Here is a 16,659-nt window from a genome sequence, read left to right as displayed (position 1 = left end):
ACGACGACTGTCGTCAAGCGCCCTGTCGCACCCATGTGGTCGTGCTGTGCTGTGCCTGTGGATACGTTTGCGAATTTGTTTCCGAAATGAAGGCCTCATGAGAATGGGGCGCTTCGGGTGCCAGCGCGGGCAGGTGCACGGTAAAGACGGTCCGCCCGGGCACGCTGTCGACCGTCACCGTACCGTCGTGCGCGGCCACGACGGCCTGCACGATGGCGAGCCCCAGACCGGTGGACCCGGAGGCACGCGAGCGCGACGAGTCGCCCCGCGCGAACCGTTCGAAGACACGCGGCAGCAGATCCGGCGGAATGCCGGGCCCGTCGTCCTGCACGTCCAGACACACCCAGGAACCCCGCCGATGCACGCGTGCGGTCACCGTGGTGCCGGGCGGGGTGTGCGTACGGGCGTTCGCGAACAGGTTCACCATGACCTGCTGGATACGGGCGGCGTCGGCCTGCACGAGCGCGGGTTCGTCCGGCAGCTCCAGCCGCCAGTTGTGCTCGCGCCCGGCCGCGCGGGCATCGCTCACGGCGTCCACGACCAGCGGGGACAGATCGGTGTGCTCGTAGGAGAGGGGGCGGCCGGCGTCGAGCCGGGCGAGCAGCAGCAGGTCCTCGACGAGCCCGGTCATCCGCCCGGCCTCCGACTCGATCCGGCCGAGCGCGTGCCGGGTGTCGGGGCCGGTCTCCTCCCTTCCGCGTCGGGTGAGTTCGGCGTATCCGCGGATGGAGGCGAGGGGCGTACGCAGCTCATGGCTGGCGTCCGCGACGAACTGCCGTACCCGTGTCTCGCTCTCCTGGCGCGCGTGCAGCGCTCCGTGGACGTGGTCGAGCATGCGGTTGAGGGCGGCGCCGACCCGCCCGACCTCCGTGTGGGGGTCGGTCTCGGACTCGGGGACGCGCTCGTTGAGGGTCACCTCGCCGCTGTGGAGGGGGAGTTCGGAGACGCGGGTGGCGGTGGCGGCGACTCGGCGTAGGGGTCGGAGGGCGACGCCGACGAGCACGGACCCGGCGATACCGGCGGCGACGAGTCCGGCGGCGGTGACGCTGACCTCTACGAGGATGAGGGTGTTGAGGGTCTCGGTGACGGACTCGGTGGGCACGGCGACGTAGAAGTCGCCCTTCGGGCCCTTCGTGTACTGCACGCGGTACTCACCCAGGTCAGTCAGGGTGATCGTGTGCTTCTTCTTCTCGTCGCGCGGAACGCGGGCGAGCTCGGACCGCTGCGTGTCGGTGAGTTCGATTGCTGCCGATTCGCCGTTGAAGCTGTTCGTTGACTCCGCGCTGCGGATCGCACTCGAGATCTGACCGTCGCTGACCTCGGCGCCGATCGTGCCGAGTTCCTGCGGACCCTTGGTGACGAAGTCGAGTGGGTCCTCGGGCTTCCGGAAGTTCGGGTCGTCGGCCATCTGCGGCGGGCCGCCGGCGCGCTTCGCGACGTCCGTGACCGTGTCGTTCAGCTGGTCGTTCAGCCGCTGCCCCATCGCGATGGTCGTCACCGTGCCGATCACAGCGGCCACCACAGCGATGAGCGCCACCGCGGAGACGACGAGCCGCGTCCGCAGCGTCCGAGGCTGTCGGCGCCGCTGCTTCCGCAGCTGTCGTCGTCCGCTCACGACGCCGCGGGTTTGATCAGGTAACCGGCTCCGCGCCGCGTGTGGATCATCGGCTCGCGCCCGGCGTCTATCTTCCGGCGCAGGTAGGAGATGTAGAGCTCGACGACGTTGGCCTGGCCGCCGAAGTCGTACGACCACACCCGGTCGAGGATCTGCGCCTTACTGAGCACCCGGCGCGGGTTGCGCATGAGGAAACGCAGCAGCTCGAACTCGGTGGCGGTGAGGTGGATGTTGTCCCCGGCACGCGACACCTCGTGGCTGTCCTCGTCCAGCATGAGATCGCCGACGACGAGCGTGGAGTCGGAGCGCCGGTCGGCGGCGCCGGAGCGGCGGATCAGCCCGCGCAGCCGCGCGACGACTTCCTCCAGGCTGAACGGCTTGGTGACGTAGTCGTCGCCGCCCGCGGTCAGCCCGGCGATACGGTCCTCGACGGCGTCCTTCGCCGTCAGGAAGAGGACGGGGACGTCGGGCAGTTCGCGGCGCAGGCGGCCCAGTACGGCGAGCCCGTCCATGTCGGGCAGCATCATGTCGAGCACCACGGCGTCGGGCCGGAACTCCCGGGCAGTCTGCACCGCCCCGGTCCCGTCCCCCGCGCTGCGGATCTGCCAGCCTTCGTAACGGAGGGCCATGGACAACAGCTCGGTGATCGACTGCTCGTCGTCCACCACCAGCACGCGGACCGGGCTCCCGTCCGGCCTCAGCAGTTCGGTGCGCCCCTGGGGCGAGGTCGTGGTCATAGCCGACACATTGCTGGGCGGCTCTGAGAACACCCTTGCGGGAACCTGTGAATTACCTGAGAAACACACAGGAGCCACTCAGGGCACTCCTGGGAAACCCCTTGTCCGGCTTGCCGGGCCGCCGGGCCGCCGGGCCGCCGGGCCGCCGGACGAGAAGTGACGCTCACAGCCCGAAGAGCCGCGCCCCGTTCCCGTAACAGACCGCCCTCAGCCAGTCGTCCCCGAGGCCGAGCCGCTCCAGTGCCTGGAGCTGATGGACGTACGCGTACGGGATGTTCGGGAAGTCGGAGCCCAACAGAATCCGGTCGCCGAGGGCATCCAGCCGGGGCAGCGCCCGGCGCGGGAAAGGCGCGAACCGTTCGCTGAAGTCGGTGAACGCCATCGTCGTGTCCAGCCGCACCTCGCCGTACCGCTCGGCGAGGCCAAGGAAGTCCTCGTACTCGGGCATGCCCATATGCGCGACGACGAGCCGCAGCCGGGGGTGCCGAGCGAGTACCCGCCGGATCGGCTCCGGCCCGGTGTGCTTGCCGGGCGCGGGCCCGGACCCGCAGTGGATCACGACGGGTATCCCGGCCTCGGCGAGCAACCCCCAGGCGGGATCGAGGAGTTCGTCCGCCGGGTCGTACGCCCCCACCTGTACGTGCGCCTTGAAGACCCGGGCCCCGTCGTCCACCGCCCTGCGCACATACGACGCCACGCCCGGCTCCGGGAACAGGGTCGCCGTATGCAGACAGTCAGGGGTCCGGTGAGCGAAGTCGACGGCCCACTCGTTCAGCCACTCGGCCATGCCCGGCTTGTGCGGGTAGAGCATGGCGGTGAACGCGCGCACCCCGAACTGCCTGAGGACAGCGGTCCGTTCATCCTCCTCGCCCCGATAGGTGATCGGCCAGTCCAGGCCGGTCAGTGGACCGACGGCGTCGAAGTACTCCCAGACCTTCCGCAGAACACGCTCGGGCATGAAGTGGGTGTGCACGTCGACGAGGCCGGGCAGCCCGAGCCCCTCCCAGAACTGCCGGGCTTCGGCGCCTTCTTGAGTCGACCGGACGTCAGCGCCGTCCGAAGCTGACCGGGCTTCGGCGCCTTCTTGCGAAGGCCCGGCCGCCGCCCCTTCCTCCCCCTCAGCCCTGCCCACGCCGGAACCCATGGCTTCGCTCGACCCTGGCGACATGGACGGTGTAACTCTCGTACCAGCTCTCACGCCCTTGCTTCTGGGCCGCCCGGTGCTCCATGTCGCCCCGCCACTCCTCGATGGCCTCGGCATCCCGGAAGTACCCGACGGTGATCCCGAGCCCGCCCGGCGTCCGCGCCGAGTCCATCCCGAGAAACCCCGGGATCTCCTGCACCAGCTCCTCCATCCGGTCGGCCGTCTCGCCGTATCCGTTGTCCCCCTCGGTCCGCACGGAGGTGAACACGACGACGTAGTACGGCGGTTCCTGCGCGGCGACAGGCGCACTGGATTGATCGCTCATGTCACCCACTCTCGGCGCGCACCCCGCATGACGTCCAGTGACATTCAGCGCCTTTCAGAAGAGCCCGTCCTGCATCCCGCCCTGCAACCCCCCGAACTCCCGCACGGGCATCGTCACCGCATCGGCCGGTTCACGCTCACCGGCGGCACTCAGCTCCCACCCCTTCATCAGCCGCGTGTCGAGCACGACGACCCCACGCTCGCCGGCCAGATGCAGATCGGGCCCGGCGGCAGCCACCAGCTCACCCCACACGACACCTCCCGCCACGAGCTCACTCACCACGCCCACAGCCGGGGGCAACCCGTCGAGCCCGAACACCCCGGCATGATCGGCGGCCACGAACGGCATCCGCTCCAGAGCCTCCGGCCAGCCACCGAGCCCCACGGCCTTCGCATGCAGCGCCTCGACCTCGCCCGCCCGCACCGCCGCCTCCGGCAACGCACCGCGTACGGCCCGCTTGGCGTCGTACGCGATCCGGTCCGGCACCCCCAGCGCCGTACGCAACAACTCCTCACTCCGCCGGGCGGCCATCAAGGGCCCACGCCCCAGCCAGCTGAAGACAACGGCCCCCTGCTCCAGCAGCCTCGCCTCTCCCCGCTCCACAGCGGTGATCCCGACCTTGACCATCCCGCTCCCGAACCACGCGAGATACACGTGATACGGCCGCGGATCATCGGCGACGGTGTCGGCGGCGACGGAGTGCGTCCGCTCCAGCCGCGCACACTCCTCACACTGCGCCCCGACACTCCGCCCGGACACGACGGCCCGCACGGGACAGTTGTTCCCCCGCGCCCCCACACACGTCCGCACACCGCCGTCGACCACCGCGAACGCCACCCGCTTCCCCCACGACAACGCGCTGGTCCGCCCGCCACCCCACCCGAGCACGGGCCCTTCGACACCCCACCGCAGCCCCGTACATCTCCACACCTGTGCCATCACCGAAAGCGTAAAGGGCACCACTGACAAGAGGTCCCCGGTGATTCGCCGGGGACCTCTCACCTGTGTATGCCGTTGTTGCGGCCAGGGCCGCCGTCTATGTGGACGCGCCGGGCGCCCGGTATTGGACCTGCCCGGCTGTGCGCAGGGCCTCGAGTGTTTCATCGACGGTCAGGAGGACGGTCGTCTCGAACGAGCTGAGCGCGCCGCCTCCACTGATCGCCAGCGCCACCGAGGCCATGGACACGTTGTCCGGGGCCTCCCACAGGTTGTAGCCGTCGTGCGTGCCGAAGGCGTACCAGAAGCCATGGAGCTTCCCGCCGACGGACTCGATGTACGACTGAGCGGCCTGCGCACGGTCCTCCGGGTGACCGATCAGCCTCGCCCAAGTCTCCGGCGTATAGCTGAACCTCGATAGATAGAGCGGCATCATGTCTCCCTTTCGTCCCCTCAAGGGATGCCATCGCGGGGAGAAATCCCGCCGGAGGCGCCCCGCGTATCCTCCGAACGGCCGCGGTCGCCCCGAAGTACTCAGGGAGTGCTGAGTACTTGTGCCCTGGTCGGTGACGGCGTCAGCCGAAACGCTTGGCAGATGAGCCAAGGACTACGGAAACCCGTTCTCCAGCTGTTGTCGATCCTCGCGACGGCTGGGATCTCGATAGCGATGTGGGCTGCCTGGCTGGGCTGGGACCAGCAATACGACCTGCAGCCCGACGGCACGATGACCGGCCCGTACGAGGCGTGGCAAGTGATCGGGCTGGTGCTGACTCTGCTGGTGCCGGTGTGCTGGGCGGCATCCCGGCGCTACTTCGTAGGCGCTGTGCTCGGCCCCACGGCCGGCCTGACCACCGCCGCCTTCTACGACTGGTCGGACGACACCACCGGCCTCTTCGCGGTCGGCGTGGGGTTGATCATGATGGGGACCCTCGCCGCGACCGCCGTCCTTTCCGCCGTGATCGCCACTGCTACTGATCATCGGCTGCGGCCACCTGCCGCTCACTACCGGCCCAGCTGACGGCCGGCATCAGCCCCTTGGTGGACTTCGCTGCGGTACGGCCCGAAAACGCCAGAGGCCCCGGATTACTCCGAGGCCTCTGGCCTGTGTGCACTCGGCAGGATTCGAACCTGCAACCTTCTGATCCGTAGTGGCATGAAGGCCGTCCGTGGGGTCCATGAGGACCATGGGGCGCTCGCGCGTACCAGGCCGTAGCACAGCGTCGGGCGCCAGCAGCACGGGGTCGAACTCGTCCGGGCGCAGCTCCTGCATCCAGCGCACGCCCCATGCGACCACCTGCTCTACATTTCGGGGCGGGCCGGTGTGAGCGTGAGCCGGTTGTCGCCGCCCGGCTTCTTCCAACTGACTGCGTTGGCGTGGACGATGAATGCCTCGCTGGTGTCGTCTTGGCCCTCAACGACTATCAGACGGCGACTTCCCCTGACCGCGCCATGATCGATCTGGGTGAAGTCAGGGAAGGAACGCAGTATGGGAGTGATGTAGCGGGTGCCGAAGATGTCGAAGACCTCGTACTTCTCCGTCGTGTTGCGCTTGAGGTAGGCCAGGCGGAGGTAGCGTGCTCCGGCGCCTTGGACGATCATGCGGTAGGCGGGGTGGTCCCGGACGGTGCCGAGGGTGGCGTTCTGGACGTTGCCCTTGTTGCCGGTCATACCGAACAGGGTCAGGCCGTCGATCAGGGGGGCGATGGGCTGGGTGCACCAGGAGTCGGCGTCGGTGTAGATGCCGCCGTACTGGGCGAGGAGTTCTAGGCGGAGAAGATCGGCCCGTACGGCGGGCGGCTGGTCGGCGAGGGCGTCGTAGACCCACTGGTTGTGCAGTGCGGGGAGGTTCTTGTCCGTCCAGAGCTGGACCTGGTAGTCGGGGTTGTGCTTCTTCCAGGTGCGGAAGTTGTCCCGGTAGGGGAAGGCCTTCTTGCCGATCCATATGACGTGAATCAGTTTGGGAATGCCGGCCTGCGTGGTGTTCGCCGATGTGGCCGTGGCGGCGGCAGTGTTGGACGTTCGAAACCTGTTGCGAATCACGGCGCCTCCCAGCGGACCATGGTGTTGAAGAAGTCGGCCGCCTGCGGTGCAGCGGTGATCGGCTCATAGCACTCGGCGATCCCGGCCGGGTCGAAGCACTCGGAGTCCTTGAGCACCGCACCCGCGCTCCGATGCTGCAGCGCCTTGTTGTTGATCAGTTCGAGCAGGCCCTCGGCGATGGCCCCGACGTTGCCGACCTGGACGAGACGTCCATCCACGCCGTTGTCGGTGATCTCCCCCGGGCCGTGCGCGCAGTCCGCGGCAACGACGGGCAGGCCGCAGCGTTTGACCTCGACCGTGGAGCGGTGCTCGGCGATGCGGCGGTCGGTGAGCACGCCGCACTTGCCGTAGCGGCCCTCCCCGTATGGCACCGAGGCGATCTCGACGTCGTGCTGCTTGGCAAGGTTGCACGTCGTCCGGATCGTGCCCACGATTCCGTAATCATTGTGTAACGCAGAGGAAACTTGCATGCGTCCCCGTATCTCCGTCTCATCCAGCTAACAGTGGGCTAGACCGGGGAGTTGGCGTAATGGTTGGGCTTGCTTACCATCTTGTTCTCGAACGGTTGGCCTATTGGTAACCGCTTTCGGGAACGCTGTGGCGCCGAGACGCATCAGGGCTCGCAGAACATCTGCGGTACGTCGAAGCACTCGTTGTTCGTGTCGCCCCGGCTCACCCATTCCCGGGTGCCCCCTAGGGCCACCAAGAGGCAGGTCCTGCGGGTCTTGGGTGGTGCGGGCAGCCGCTCGTACCGGACGGCCACCAGCGGCCGTCTGCCATGTACGGCTTCCCCGAGTCCATTCCCCGCGTCGGGCTTCTGGTGGATCTCCGCGGCGTCGCGACGCCCGGGACGCGCCCCCACCATCGAACCGGCTGCGCTCGGCTCGGGCGGGAGGATCCCCTTCGGCCCGTGCGGCAGCTCACCGATGAGGACGTGGAAGGGCGCATCGACTGGATGCTGACCAGCGCCAGGCGCTTTGGCGGGACGCCCGGCACGGGACTGAGCGTGCGGACCGTGGAACTGACGCTCGGTCGGCTGCGCACCGTGCTCGACCTCGGCGTCCGGCGCCGTGTGTTCGCGCCGGGGAGGACGTAGCACGGTACGTGACCATCGGGCGTTTCCGGGCCCGTCGGGCGAGGGAGGCCCTCGCCGCGGTGATGCCTTCGAGACGTCCGGCCGGGTGGTCGTCGACGGGCTGAGGCGCGCGGTCAGGACGGACTGGCTCAGGCGCCGGGCGTACAACCGGATGCGATCCGAGGTGTGCGCCGGGTCCGGCTGTACGGCACTCGCCATTCCTGCCTGTCGTGGATGCGAACAACGGCGTCGCCGACACGGTGGTGTCGGCGTGGGCCGGTCACGCGGACCTCGGCTTCACGAAGCGGACCTACGTGCGCCCCGATCCGCAGCCCCTGATGGCGGGTTCGGACAAGCTCGCCGAGCTGCTCAGCCAGGCAAGATCAACAGCGGATGTGAGGAATTGTGAGAGATCACGACGAAGGCCCCGACCCTCCGAAGAGGAATCAGGGCCTTGGCCTGGTACTTCCGTGTGCACTCGGCAGGATTCGAACCTGCAACCTTCTGATCCGTAGTCAGATGCTCTATCCGTTAAGCTACGAGTGCCTGTGTGTTCTGTTGTGTTGGCTCTTCCTGGCGGGCTTTTGGGCCCGGTCGGGGTTGCGGGAACAACATTACATGACTGGTGGCGCCTGGCGAAATCCGTTTAGCGGACCCTGCATGACCTGCGGAAACGGCCTTGGAAGGGCCGATGAACGACCGAAGCCCCGGCCAGTCGTGACCAGGGCTTCAGGATCATGAGGCGGAGGCGGAGGGATTTGAACCCTCGATGGGATTGAAGTCCCAAACCGCATTAGCAGTGCGGCGCCATAGACCGGACTAGGCGACGCCTCCAGCACAGCCTCCCGCGCGAGCGCGAGTGGTGCGTGCAGATGATGACACAGCCCAGCGGGGTGTCACCAATCGCCCCCCACGGTACTAGGCGGAAAGGGCGAAGGGCAAAGGCGTAACGCGGCGCAACGTCGCGGGACGGGCAGCGTTAAAGGGATGGGGCCTGCGCCCCGGACCAGCGATTCGACCACAGAACCGACCACAGCCCGATCATCCCGCCCCCCACCCCGTGGAGCCCCCCATGTTCCGCCGTGTCGCCCTCACCGCAGCCGCCTCCGCCGCCGCCTCCCTCGCCGTGCTCGCAGCGGCGCCCCCGGCCGCGTACGCCGAACCGCTTCCGTCAGCGCCGCTTCCACAGATGCCCCCGCCGGCTCCCGACAGCGACCACCTCACGGTGACGATCAGCGACGCGGGGGACGGGCTGGACGGGACGTACGAGCTGGAGTGTCACCCGCAGGGCGGTAGTCATCCCGACGCTGAGGGCGCCTGCGAGCGGTTGGACAGAGGGACGGGCTGGGGTGAGGACCCGTTCGCGCCCGTCGAGCCCAAGGGGATGTGCACGATGCAGTACGGCGGTCCGGCCACCGCTCGCGTCACGGGTACGTGGGCCGGTCGGCCGGTCGACGCCACGTACGAGCGCAGTGACGGGTGCGAGATCGCGCGGTGGGACGCCATGGTGCCCGTACTTCCGGGGCTCGGTTCCTGAGTGGCCCCCGGCCTGCTGAAGGGGAGGGCCGCGGACGAGGGCTGACGAGGAGGTCACAGCTTCTGCGTCTTCTCTACTTCTCTTCTGCGTGCGACCTCCCTCTCATCCGGCGTCGCGAGCGCAACCTCTGCCCGTAGACTCCCTCGCGTGACACGTCGCGGACCGGTTGGCAAGATGGCCTCCGCGGTCGGCAAGGTGCGGTAACAGGGAGGAAGCGTCTCGTGAGCAGCAGGCCATCCCGAGGCGCTGCTCGCCTCGCAGCCATACTGGACGCGCTTCCTGATGCGTTGGTGCTGGTCAACGCCAATGGGACCGTCGTCAACGCCAACACCATCGCCCTGGAGACCTTCGAGGCCCCGGGGACGGCTCTGGTCGGGCGCGGACTGCTCGATCTGCTGCCCGAGTTCGACTCCCGGCTGATCCCCGGGTCGATGCGCCGGCCCGACAGCATCGACCCGCGCGGCGGGACCAAGCCGCGGCGGATGATGGCCCGGCGCACCGACAGCAGCGAGTTCCCGGTCGAGGTCACGAGCGCGAATCTGGAGAACGGCCAGCAGGCGTACGACAGTTCCGGCTACACCAGCGATGAGCTGCTGATGCTTGTCGTACGCGACCTCTCCGGCACCGTCGACACCGAGGCCGAGCTTGCGCGTTCGCAGCGGCAGACGGAGATGATTCTGCGCGCCGCCGCCGAGGGCGTGGTCGGGACCGACACGGAGGGGCGAGTCGTCCTCGTCAATCCGGCCGCCGCGCAGATTCTCGGCTTCAGGGCCAGCGACCTGGGCGGACAGGAACTGCATCCGCTGACGCTGCACTCGCGCGCCGACGGCACCCCCTTCCCGTACGAGGAGTCGCCACTCGCCGACACTCTCCGCTCGGGGCGCAAGCACCGGGTGCGGGGACAGGTGCTGTGGTCCAAGAGCGGCGACCAGGTGCCCGTCGACCTGACGACCGCACCCGTGCGGGACGGGGACCAGCTCGTCGGCGCGGTGATGACCTTCACCGACCGGCGGGCGTACGACGCACTTGTCGATGAGAAGGACGCGGCTGCCCTGCGGCATCAGGAGGAGCTCGCGCGGGTCGCCGAGGAGCATGCCGCGGCGCTGAACGCGCTCCGGGACGAGCACGGCAAGGAGCTCGCCGGGCTGCGCGAGGCGCATGAGGAGGAGCTGGCCGCGGGCGACGACCGGTACGCGGCGCTCGCCGAGCGGGAGAAGGACCGGTACGAGGCGCTGGCCGCGCGGCACGAGCAGTTGCTTGCCGTGCTCGGGCAGTCCCTGCGCGGCCCGCTCGACCAGCTGCGCGGCGACCTGTCCGCCCTCGCCGCCGACGACGCCGGACAGCTGTGGCCCGAGGCCAACCAGGTACTGCACCACCTCGCGGCCGGCTACTCCCGGATCACCACACTCATCGACAACGTGCTCGGTTACCAGCGGCTCGACGCCGGGGCCGAGAACGTCGTACGCACGAAGGTCATGCTCGACGCGGTCGTCACGGCCGGTGTCGACGGAGCCGTCGAGCTGATCGGGCCCGGGCGGGTGCAGTTCGCCGTGCACGCGCCGCCCATCGAGGCCGAGGTCGACCCGCAGCGGCTCGCGACCGCGCTCGCGCACCTCGTCGCGGACGTCGCGGGCGTCGACTCGACGGGCAACGCGCCGGTCTCGGCCGGTGGCTACATGGACAACACGGTCGTCGTGGCGGCCGCCCAGCGCGGCGAGGTCGTACGGATCGAGGTGCGGGGGCCGTATGCCGGGGGAGACCCGGTGCACGAGCCGATCGTGCGCGGGATCGTGCGGGCGCACGGTGGAGTGCTGCAGACGCACGAGGTGCCGGGGATGAGCGGCAGTGCGTTTGTGCTCGAGGTGCCCATCGGGGGTGGGGCCGGGGCGGTTTCCACTCAGACTCCGGCGCCGGATCTTGGTGCGGATGTGGCGGCGGGCTCGGGTGCCCCGGCGGAGGGTGGGCCTGGTTCCGCGCTTGCGTTGCCCGAACAGGTCCCCGTGCAGGCGGGTGGCGGGCGACGGCGGGCTCGGCGGGCCTCGGTGGACGCCTTCCTGGAGAGTGATGTCACGCCCTCGGCCGAGGCGGGCACAGGGACGGCAACGGAGAGCGGGGCGGCGGCGCCCACCGGGCGGCGGCGCAGGCGGGCCGCGGCGAATGAATCGCAGACGGCGCAGGTGCCCGTTCCTGCGCAGGGGACCGGTGAGGGTTCCCAGGTGTCCGGGGGGACCGGGCGGCGGCGGGGGCGGCCGAGTCCCGCGGAAAGCGGCGGCGGGGTTGCCGAGGGTGCGGTCGTGACCGCAGCCGAGCATGCCGCGGGTGCTGCGGCCACCGGGCTCGGGCCGACGGTGCCTCCGCAAGGCGTGCCCGCGCCCGAGGGGCAGCGTCCGCGGCAGGTCGGCGGTGAGCGCCAGGCGCTGCCTGCCGCGCTGCCGTCGGGCCATGGCAGTGACGGAGCCGGCCGGCCGACCGGGCGGCGTCGGCGTGCGCTGGCCGCGGCGGCCGAACGACAGGCCGCTCAGGAGGCCGGGCCGCGCTCGGTGTTCGCGCTACCGCCGGCGGAGGCGGACCGCGGCCCTGGATACGCCGTTCAGCAGCCAGCCCAGGGGCAGACGGGGCAGGTGCAGGCTAGGCATGGGCAGACCGGGCAGCAGCAAGTCGGTCACGGCCAGGCCGGTCAGGTGCAGGCCGACGATGGGCGTCATGATGCGGCCCTGCACGATCCTGCCGAGGATCACACTCCGCCACAGCCGCATCCGGTGTCGGCTCCTACCGGGCGGCGGCGGGCCCGACAGGGGGACGCCACGGGGGCGGGGCAAGGTGTTCCCGGGCAGATGGCGCCCGCGCAGGCGGTGGCTCAAGGGGCTCCCGCACAACTGACTCCCGCTCAGGGGGTCCCCGCGCAAGGTGATGCTTCCGCCCAGGGCGTTCCCGGACAGCCCGTCGCCGCGCAAGGCGTCCCGGAGCAGGGAGCTCCCGGCCAGAGCGTCGCCGTTCCGGGGGCTACCGGGCAGGTCATGCCTCAGCCGATGATCCCGCCACAGGGCGTACCTCCCCAGGGGATTCCCGCGGAGGCCGCTGCCGCGACCACGCCTGCGGGCGGTGCGCCCGCTGCGGGTACGTCGCCGCAAGGCGCCGCCGTCGCGCAGAACTCCCAGCCTCAGCCTCAGCCGCAACCCCAGCCCATGGCGGCCCCGAGCCCTCAGTACCAGTCCCAGCCCTGGCCGGGCTCGGGCGAAGCCCCGGCGCCCCAGGCCGCAGCCCCCACCGCCGCCCAAGCCCCGACCCCGGCACCGGCACCGGCACCGGCCGAAGCGGACGGGCCTCGCACGGCCCAGCCGCTCCCCGCCGAAGCCCCACCCCCCGCGGCGCCCGCTGCCGCCGCGCCCGCCGTGGACCCCAACTCAACCCAGGGCCGCGCCTTCAGCGTCCGTACTCTCGGGCAGGGCGTCCCGTTCGGTCGCCGTATGAGCGACGCCCAGCAGCCCCAGCCGAACCAGCCCACGCCCCTGGCGGCTCCCCAGCCGCAGCCCCAGGCTCAGCAACTCCAGCCGCAGACGCAGCCCCAACCCCAAGCCCCGACGCCGCCCCCTCACGCGACCAACGGCTCCGGCCGCCGCCGCAAGCTCGGCAACCGTAACGAAGCCATCCCCGAGCCCGTCCCCGCGCCCGAATCCGCCGGCGAGCACCCGGAGACGGCGGCTCGCCCGCACCCGCAGCCGACCGCGGCGCCCCAGCCCCAACCGAACACGCCAGCACCCGAGCCCCGGCCGGCCGACGCCACCGAGGGCCCCGGCCGCTCGTACGCCATAGGGGCCCCGGACGAGAACGCCGACGAAGGTCCCGAGCCGCTCGACGGCCCCGGCGGCGCGGTCGAGGTCGCGAACCAGCCCCTGCCGCAGCCGATGGACGACGAGCTGCCCCCGGAGCCCCTGGACAATCCGCGCCGGCTACTGGTCTGGCCCGCGCCGGACGTCGGTACGCAGCAGGCGCTGAGCGACCGCGGTTACCGGCCGGTGATCGTTCACTCTCGCGAGGAGGTGGACGCGCAGATCGCCGCGTTCCCGGCCGCGCTGTTCGTCGACCCGCTGACCGGGCCTATCACGCGTACGGCGCTCCAGTCGCTGCGTACGGCCGCCGTCGCCGCCGAGGTTCCGGTGCTCGTGACGGCGGGACTCGGGCAGGCCACGCGCGAGGCGGCCTACGGCGCCGACCCTGCCGTACTCCTGAAGGCTCTGGCACCCCGCGACAGCGAGCAGCACCCACCGCGTGTGCTGCTCATCGAGGAGCATGCGGAGATCGCGCTGGCGCTGACCTCGGCGCTGGAGCGGCGCGGGATGCAGGTCGCTCGGGCCTCGTCCGACTCGGACGCTGTCACCCTGGCCGCGCAGATGCGGCCGAACCTCGTAGTGATGGACCTGATGCAGGTACGCCGCCGTCGTGCCGGAATCGTCGACTGGCTGCGCGCGAACGGCCAGTTGAACCGCACCCCGCTCGTCGTCTACACCGCCGCCGTCGACCAGTCCGAACTCCCGCGCCTAGCCGCGGGGGAGACGGTTCTGTTCCTCGCCGAACGCTCGACGAGCACCGAGGTGCAGAGCAGGATCGTGGAACTGCTGGCACGGATCGGCACGAACTGATCGGTTTCGCATATGTGAGCCGGGGCGCTGTTTCACGTGAAACAGCGCCCCGGCTCACATACCGACCAACTCACATAGCGGCGCTCAAAGCCGTCGGATCTGTCAGATCTGCGTGATGTCCAGATCGCCCGCGGCGTACTGCCTGCGCAGCACCTTCTTGTCGAACTTGCCAACGCTGGTCTTCGGCACCGCCTCGATGACCGTCCAGCGTTCGGGGAGCTGCCACTTGGCGATCCTGCCCTCGTCGGCGAGGAAGGCTCGCAGGGTGTTGAAGTCTGCGGTGGCGCCCTCCTTGAGGACGACAGTGGCCAGCGGGCGTTCGCCCCACTTCTCGTCGGGTACAGCGACTACGGCGGCCTCGGCGACGTCGGGATGGGACATGAGCGCGTTCTCCAGCTCCACCGACGAGATCCACTCCCCTCCCGACTTGATGACGTCCTTGGCGCGGTCGGTGAGGGTCAGGAAGCCGTCAGGGCTGATCGTGCCGACGTCACCGGTCTTGAGCCAGCCGTCCTCGCTGAACTTGTCGGCGGGGCGCAGGGCTTCCGTGGCGCCATGGCCGCCGTAGTACGCGCCCGCAATCCATGGACCGCGTACCTCCAGTTCGCCCGCGGACTCGCCGTCCCAGGGCAGCCGCTCGCCGCCGGGGCCGGTCAGCCGGGCCTCGACGCTCGCGGGGAAACGGCCCTGCGTGAGGCGGTATGTGAACTCCTCATCCGTACCGACGACATGGGCCGGCGGCCGGGCGATCGTGCCGAGCGGGGAGGTCTCCGTCATGCCCCAGGCGTGGCAGACGCGCATGCCCAGCTCATCGAAGGCCTTCATGAGGGAGGGCGGGCAGGCGGAGCCGCCGATGGTGACCTGCGTCAGCGAACTCACGTCCCGCGGCTTGGCCTTGAGCTCCCCGAGCAGCCCCTGCCAGATGGTGGGGACAGCGGCGGCGTGCGTCGGCTTCTCGCTCTCGATCATCTCGGCGAGCGGGCCCGGCTGGAGAAAACGGTCCGGCATCAGCATGTTCACACCGGTCATGAACGTCGCGTGCGGTACCCCCCAGGCGTTCACATGAAACTGCGGGACCACGACGAGGGACGTGTCCTGGTCGGTGAGGCCCATGGACTGCGTCATGTTGATCTGCATGGAGTGCAGATAGACGGAACGGTGGGAGAAGACGACACCCTTGGGGTCACCCGTCGTCCCCGAGGTGTAGCACATGGCCGCGCCACGGCGTTCGTCCAGCTCCGGCCAGTCGTACGTCTCGGGCTTGTCCGCGATCAGTTCCTCGTACTCGTGCACCTGGACCGACGCCCCGTCCAGCAGCGAACGATCTCCAGGCCCCGAGACGATCACATGCTCGACCGACTTCAGATGCGGCAGCAACGGCGCGAGCAGCGGCAACAGCGAACCGTTGGCGATCACCACGCGGTCGGCGGCGTGGTTCACGATCCAGGCCAGCTGCTCCGGGGGCAAACGGAGATTGAGCGTGTGCAGCACCGCGCCCATGGAGGGGATCGCGAAGTACGCCTCGACGTGCTCGGCGTTGTTCCACATCAAGGTGCCCGTGGGCTGTCCCTCTTCGACTCCGAGCTCCCGCAGGGCGTGCGCCAACCGGGCGGCCCGTGCTCCGATCTCGGCGAACGAACGCCGGTGCGGCTCCCCCTCGCCGGTCCACGTGATTACCTGCGATGAACCGTGGATGGTCGACCCGTGGGTCAGGATCCTCGAGATCAGCAGCGGTACGTCCTGCATCGTGCTCTGCACGGCGTCCTCCCGGGGCGACATTGCCTGCGCGGTGGCGTGAAAGGTTTGGGGCTGATTGTGCGCACATACCGCGCGGTATGTCACTAGTACCGGGATGATCGATCACGGGGGTGTGCAGGGCTTCCCTGGCGAGGCAGGGCTTGTGAGGCGGCCGAGCGCCATTCAGCCCGTTCGTGTCAGCCCGTCGTGGCGGAGAAGCCGAGAGCGGGGAGGCGAGGTCGAGCACGAGGCCGTCAGGCCGATACGGGGGCCAGGCGCCGAGCCCTGGCGACGACGCCGCACCCGTCAGCGAACAGGGTCCAACTCCGGGTCCTCTCGCAACTTGCCGAGCGCACGCGACACCGCCGACTTGACCGTGCCGACCGAAACACCGAGCACCTCCGCCGTCTGGGCCTCGCTCAGGTCCTCGTAGTACCGCAGGACGACCATCGCCCGCTGCCGCGCCGGCAACCTCATGATCGCGCGCCACATCGCGTCGTGAAGCGCCTGCTGCTCCGCCGGATCCCCGGCAGGCGGAGCCGGCGGCTCCGGCAGTTCCTCACACGCGAACTCGTCGACCTTCCGCTTCCGCCACTGCGACGTCCGCGTGTTCAGCAGCGCCCGGCGGACGTAACCGTCGAGCGCCCGGTGGTCCTCAATCCGCTCCCACGCGACATACGTCTTCGTCAGTGCGGTCTGCAGCAGATCCTCGGCGTCGCTGGGGTTCGCGGTCAGCGAGCGCGCGGTACGCAGCAGCACGGGCTGGCGGGCCTTCACGTACGACGCGAACGACGGATACGCGAGGGTCCCCGCCCTTGGCGTAGCGGCGTTCGAGGCGCTGGTGCAGACGGGTGTGGTCATGGCTCCACGCTA

The 16,659-nt window shown here is 69.8% G+C and carries 14 protein-coding genes and 2 tRNA genes; 4 read left to right on the top strand and 12 right to left on the bottom strand.

Annotation, left to right across the window (positions count from 1 at the left end):
* Positions 1 to 13 precede the first annotated feature (13 nt).
* From ACFYO0_RS15335 to ACFYO0_RS15310, 6 genes are all read right to left on the bottom strand, one after another.
* Positions 14 to 1,615, bottom strand: coding sequence for a sensor histidine kinase (locus ACFYO0_RS15335; protein WP_388675159.1), 1,602 nt, complete (start codon positions 1,613 to 1,615; stop codon positions 14 to 16).
* Positions 1,612 to 2,352, bottom strand: coding sequence for a response regulator transcription factor (locus tag ACFYO0_RS15330; protein WP_328770423.1), 741 nt, complete (start codon positions 2,350 to 2,352; stop codon positions 1,612 to 1,614). Before ACFYO0_RS15330 ends, ACFYO0_RS15335 begins: the two co-directional genes overlap by 4 nt.
* 163 nt (positions 2,353 to 2,515) lie before the next feature.
* Positions 2,516 to 3,520, bottom strand: a complete 1,005-nt coding sequence (locus ACFYO0_RS15325; protein ID WP_388675157.1) for an amidohydrolase family protein — start codon at positions 3,518 to 3,520, stop codon at positions 2,516 to 2,518.
* Positions 3,471 to 3,821, bottom strand: coding sequence for an antibiotic biosynthesis monooxygenase family protein (locus tag ACFYO0_RS15320; protein ID WP_388675155.1), 351 nt, complete (start codon positions 3,819 to 3,821; stop codon positions 3,471 to 3,473). Before ACFYO0_RS15320 ends, ACFYO0_RS15325 begins: the two co-directional genes overlap by 50 nt.
* 54 nt (positions 3,822 to 3,875) lie before the next feature.
* Positions 3,876 to 4,760 carry a DUF2797 domain-containing protein gene (locus ACFYO0_RS15315; RefSeq protein WP_388675153.1) on the bottom strand — a complete coding sequence of 295 codons (885 nt, stop codon included), beginning with the start codon at positions 4,758 to 4,760 and terminating at the stop codon, positions 3,876 to 3,878.
* A 97-nt stretch (positions 4,761 to 4,857) separates the two neighbouring features.
* The gene (locus ACFYO0_RS15310) at positions 4,858 to 5,190 is read right to left on the bottom strand and encodes a GYD domain-containing protein (RefSeq protein WP_388675477.1); all 333 of its coding nucleotides are present in this window, start codon (positions 5,188 to 5,190) and stop codon (positions 4,858 to 4,860) included.
* 162 nt (positions 5,191 to 5,352) lie between these two features.
* Between ACFYO0_RS15310 and ACFYO0_RS15305 the strand changes: the two genes are divergently transcribed.
* Positions 5,353 to 5,775, top strand: a complete 423-nt coding sequence (locus ACFYO0_RS15305; protein ID WP_388675150.1) for a hypothetical protein — start codon at positions 5,353 to 5,355, stop codon at positions 5,773 to 5,775.
* Positions 5,776 to 6,056: 281 nt separating this feature from the next.
* Here the strand turns inward: ACFYO0_RS15305 and ACFYO0_RS15300 are convergent, their stop codons facing one another.
* Complete coding sequence (locus tag ACFYO0_RS15300; RefSeq protein ID WP_388675147.1) at positions 6,057 to 6,797, bottom strand: glycosyltransferase family 32 protein; 741 nt, start codon at positions 6,795 to 6,797, stop codon at positions 6,057 to 6,059.
* Positions 6,794 to 7,228 carry a glycosyltransferase gene (locus ACFYO0_RS15295; protein ID WP_388675144.1) on the bottom strand — a complete coding sequence of 145 codons (435 nt, stop codon included), beginning with the start codon at positions 7,226 to 7,228 and terminating at the stop codon, positions 6,794 to 6,796. Before ACFYO0_RS15295 ends, ACFYO0_RS15300 begins: the two co-directional genes overlap by 4 nt.
* A gap of 479 nt (positions 7,229 to 7,707) precedes the next feature.
* Between ACFYO0_RS15295 and ACFYO0_RS15290 the strand changes: the two genes are divergently transcribed.
* Positions 7,708 to 7,893, top strand: coding sequence for a hypothetical protein (locus ACFYO0_RS15290; protein WP_388675142.1), 186 nt, complete (start codon positions 7,708 to 7,710; stop codon positions 7,891 to 7,893).
* Positions 7,894 to 8,345: 452 nt separating this feature from the next.
* Here ACFYO0_RS15290 and ACFYO0_RS15285 read toward each other — a convergent pair.
* Positions 8,346 to 8,418 (bottom strand) — tRNA-Arg (locus ACFYO0_RS15285).
* 197 nt (positions 8,419 to 8,615) lie between these two features.
* Positions 8,616 to 8,706 (bottom strand) — tRNA-Ser (locus ACFYO0_RS15280).
* A gap of 238 nt (positions 8,707 to 8,944) precedes the next feature.
* Between ACFYO0_RS15280 and ACFYO0_RS15275 the strand changes: the two genes are divergently transcribed.
* Together ACFYO0_RS15275 and ACFYO0_RS15270 are read left to right on the top strand one after the other, a co-directional pair.
* The gene (locus ACFYO0_RS15275; RefSeq protein ID WP_388675140.1) at positions 8,945 to 9,409 is read left to right on the top strand and encodes an SSI family serine proteinase inhibitor; all 465 of its coding nucleotides are present in this window, start codon (positions 8,945 to 8,947) and stop codon (positions 9,407 to 9,409) included.
* Between the two features lie 221 nt (positions 9,410 to 9,630).
* Positions 9,631 to 14,049 (top strand): PAS domain-containing protein, encoded by a 4,419-nt coding sequence (locus ACFYO0_RS15270; RefSeq protein WP_388675137.1) that lies wholly within the window; start codon positions 9,631 to 9,633, stop codon positions 14,047 to 14,049.
* 102 nt (positions 14,050 to 14,151) lie between these two features.
* Here the strand turns inward: ACFYO0_RS15270 and ACFYO0_RS15265 are convergent, their stop codons facing one another.
* Both ACFYO0_RS15265 and ACFYO0_RS15260 read right to left on the bottom strand, forming a co-directional pair.
* Entirely contained in the window at positions 14,152 to 15,828 is a 1,677-nt protein-coding gene (locus ACFYO0_RS15265; protein ID WP_388675134.1) for a long-chain fatty acid--CoA ligase, read from the bottom strand.
* A 264-nt stretch (positions 15,829 to 16,092) separates the two neighbouring features.
* On the bottom strand, positions 16,093 to 16,647 hold the full coding sequence (locus tag ACFYO0_RS15260; RefSeq protein WP_388675131.1) for a SigE family RNA polymerase sigma factor: 555 nt from the start codon (positions 16,645 to 16,647) through the stop codon (positions 16,093 to 16,095).
* Between the last annotated feature and the right edge of the window lie 12 nt (positions 16,648 to 16,659).

Source organism: Streptomyces sp. NPDC006365, from assembly GCF_042870755.1.
In the GTDB taxonomy this organism is placed as follows: Bacteria; Actinomycetota; Actinomycetes; order Streptomycetales; family Streptomycetaceae; genus Streptomyces; species Streptomyces xiangluensis.
This window is presented reverse-complemented; position numbering and strand designations above follow the sequence as displayed.

What these genes read in the sequence shown, in the direction of transcription:
- ACFYO0_RS15330 (WP_328770423.1), bottom strand. Translation starts at nt 2,352, where the DNA reads ATGACCACGACCTCGCCCCAGGGGCGCACCGAACTGCTGAGGCCGGAC.
- ACFYO0_RS15325 (WP_388675157.1), bottom strand. Translation starts at nt 3,520, where the DNA reads ATGTCGCCAGGGTCGAGCGAAGCCATGGGTTCCGGCGTGGGCAGGGCT.
- ACFYO0_RS15320 (WP_388675155.1), bottom strand. Translation starts at nt 3,821, where the DNA reads ATGAGCGATCAATCCAGTGCGCCTGTCGCCGCGCAGGAACCGCCGTAC.
- ACFYO0_RS15315 (WP_388675153.1), bottom strand. Translation starts at nt 4,760, where the DNA reads ATGGCACAGGTGTGGAGATGTACGGGGCTGCGGTGGGGTGTCGAAGGG.
- ACFYO0_RS15310 (WP_388675477.1), bottom strand. Translation starts at nt 5,190, where the DNA reads ATGCCGCTCTATCTATCGAGGTTCAGCTATACGCCGGAGACTTGGGCG.
- ACFYO0_RS15305 (WP_388675150.1), top strand. Translation starts at nt 5,353, where the DNA reads ATGAGCCAAGGACTACGGAAACCCGTTCTCCAGCTGTTGTCGATCCTC.
- ACFYO0_RS15275 (WP_388675140.1), top strand. Translation starts at nt 8,945, where the DNA reads ATGTTCCGCCGTGTCGCCCTCACCGCAGCCGCCTCCGCCGCCGCCTCC.
- ACFYO0_RS15265 (WP_388675134.1), bottom strand. Translation starts at nt 15,828, where the DNA reads ATGTCGCCCCGGGAGGACGCCGTGCAGAGCACGATGCAGGACGTACCG.
- ACFYO0_RS15260 (WP_388675131.1), bottom strand. Translation starts at nt 16,647, where the DNA reads ATGACCACACCCGTCTGCACCAGCGCCTCGAACGCCGCTACGCCAAGG.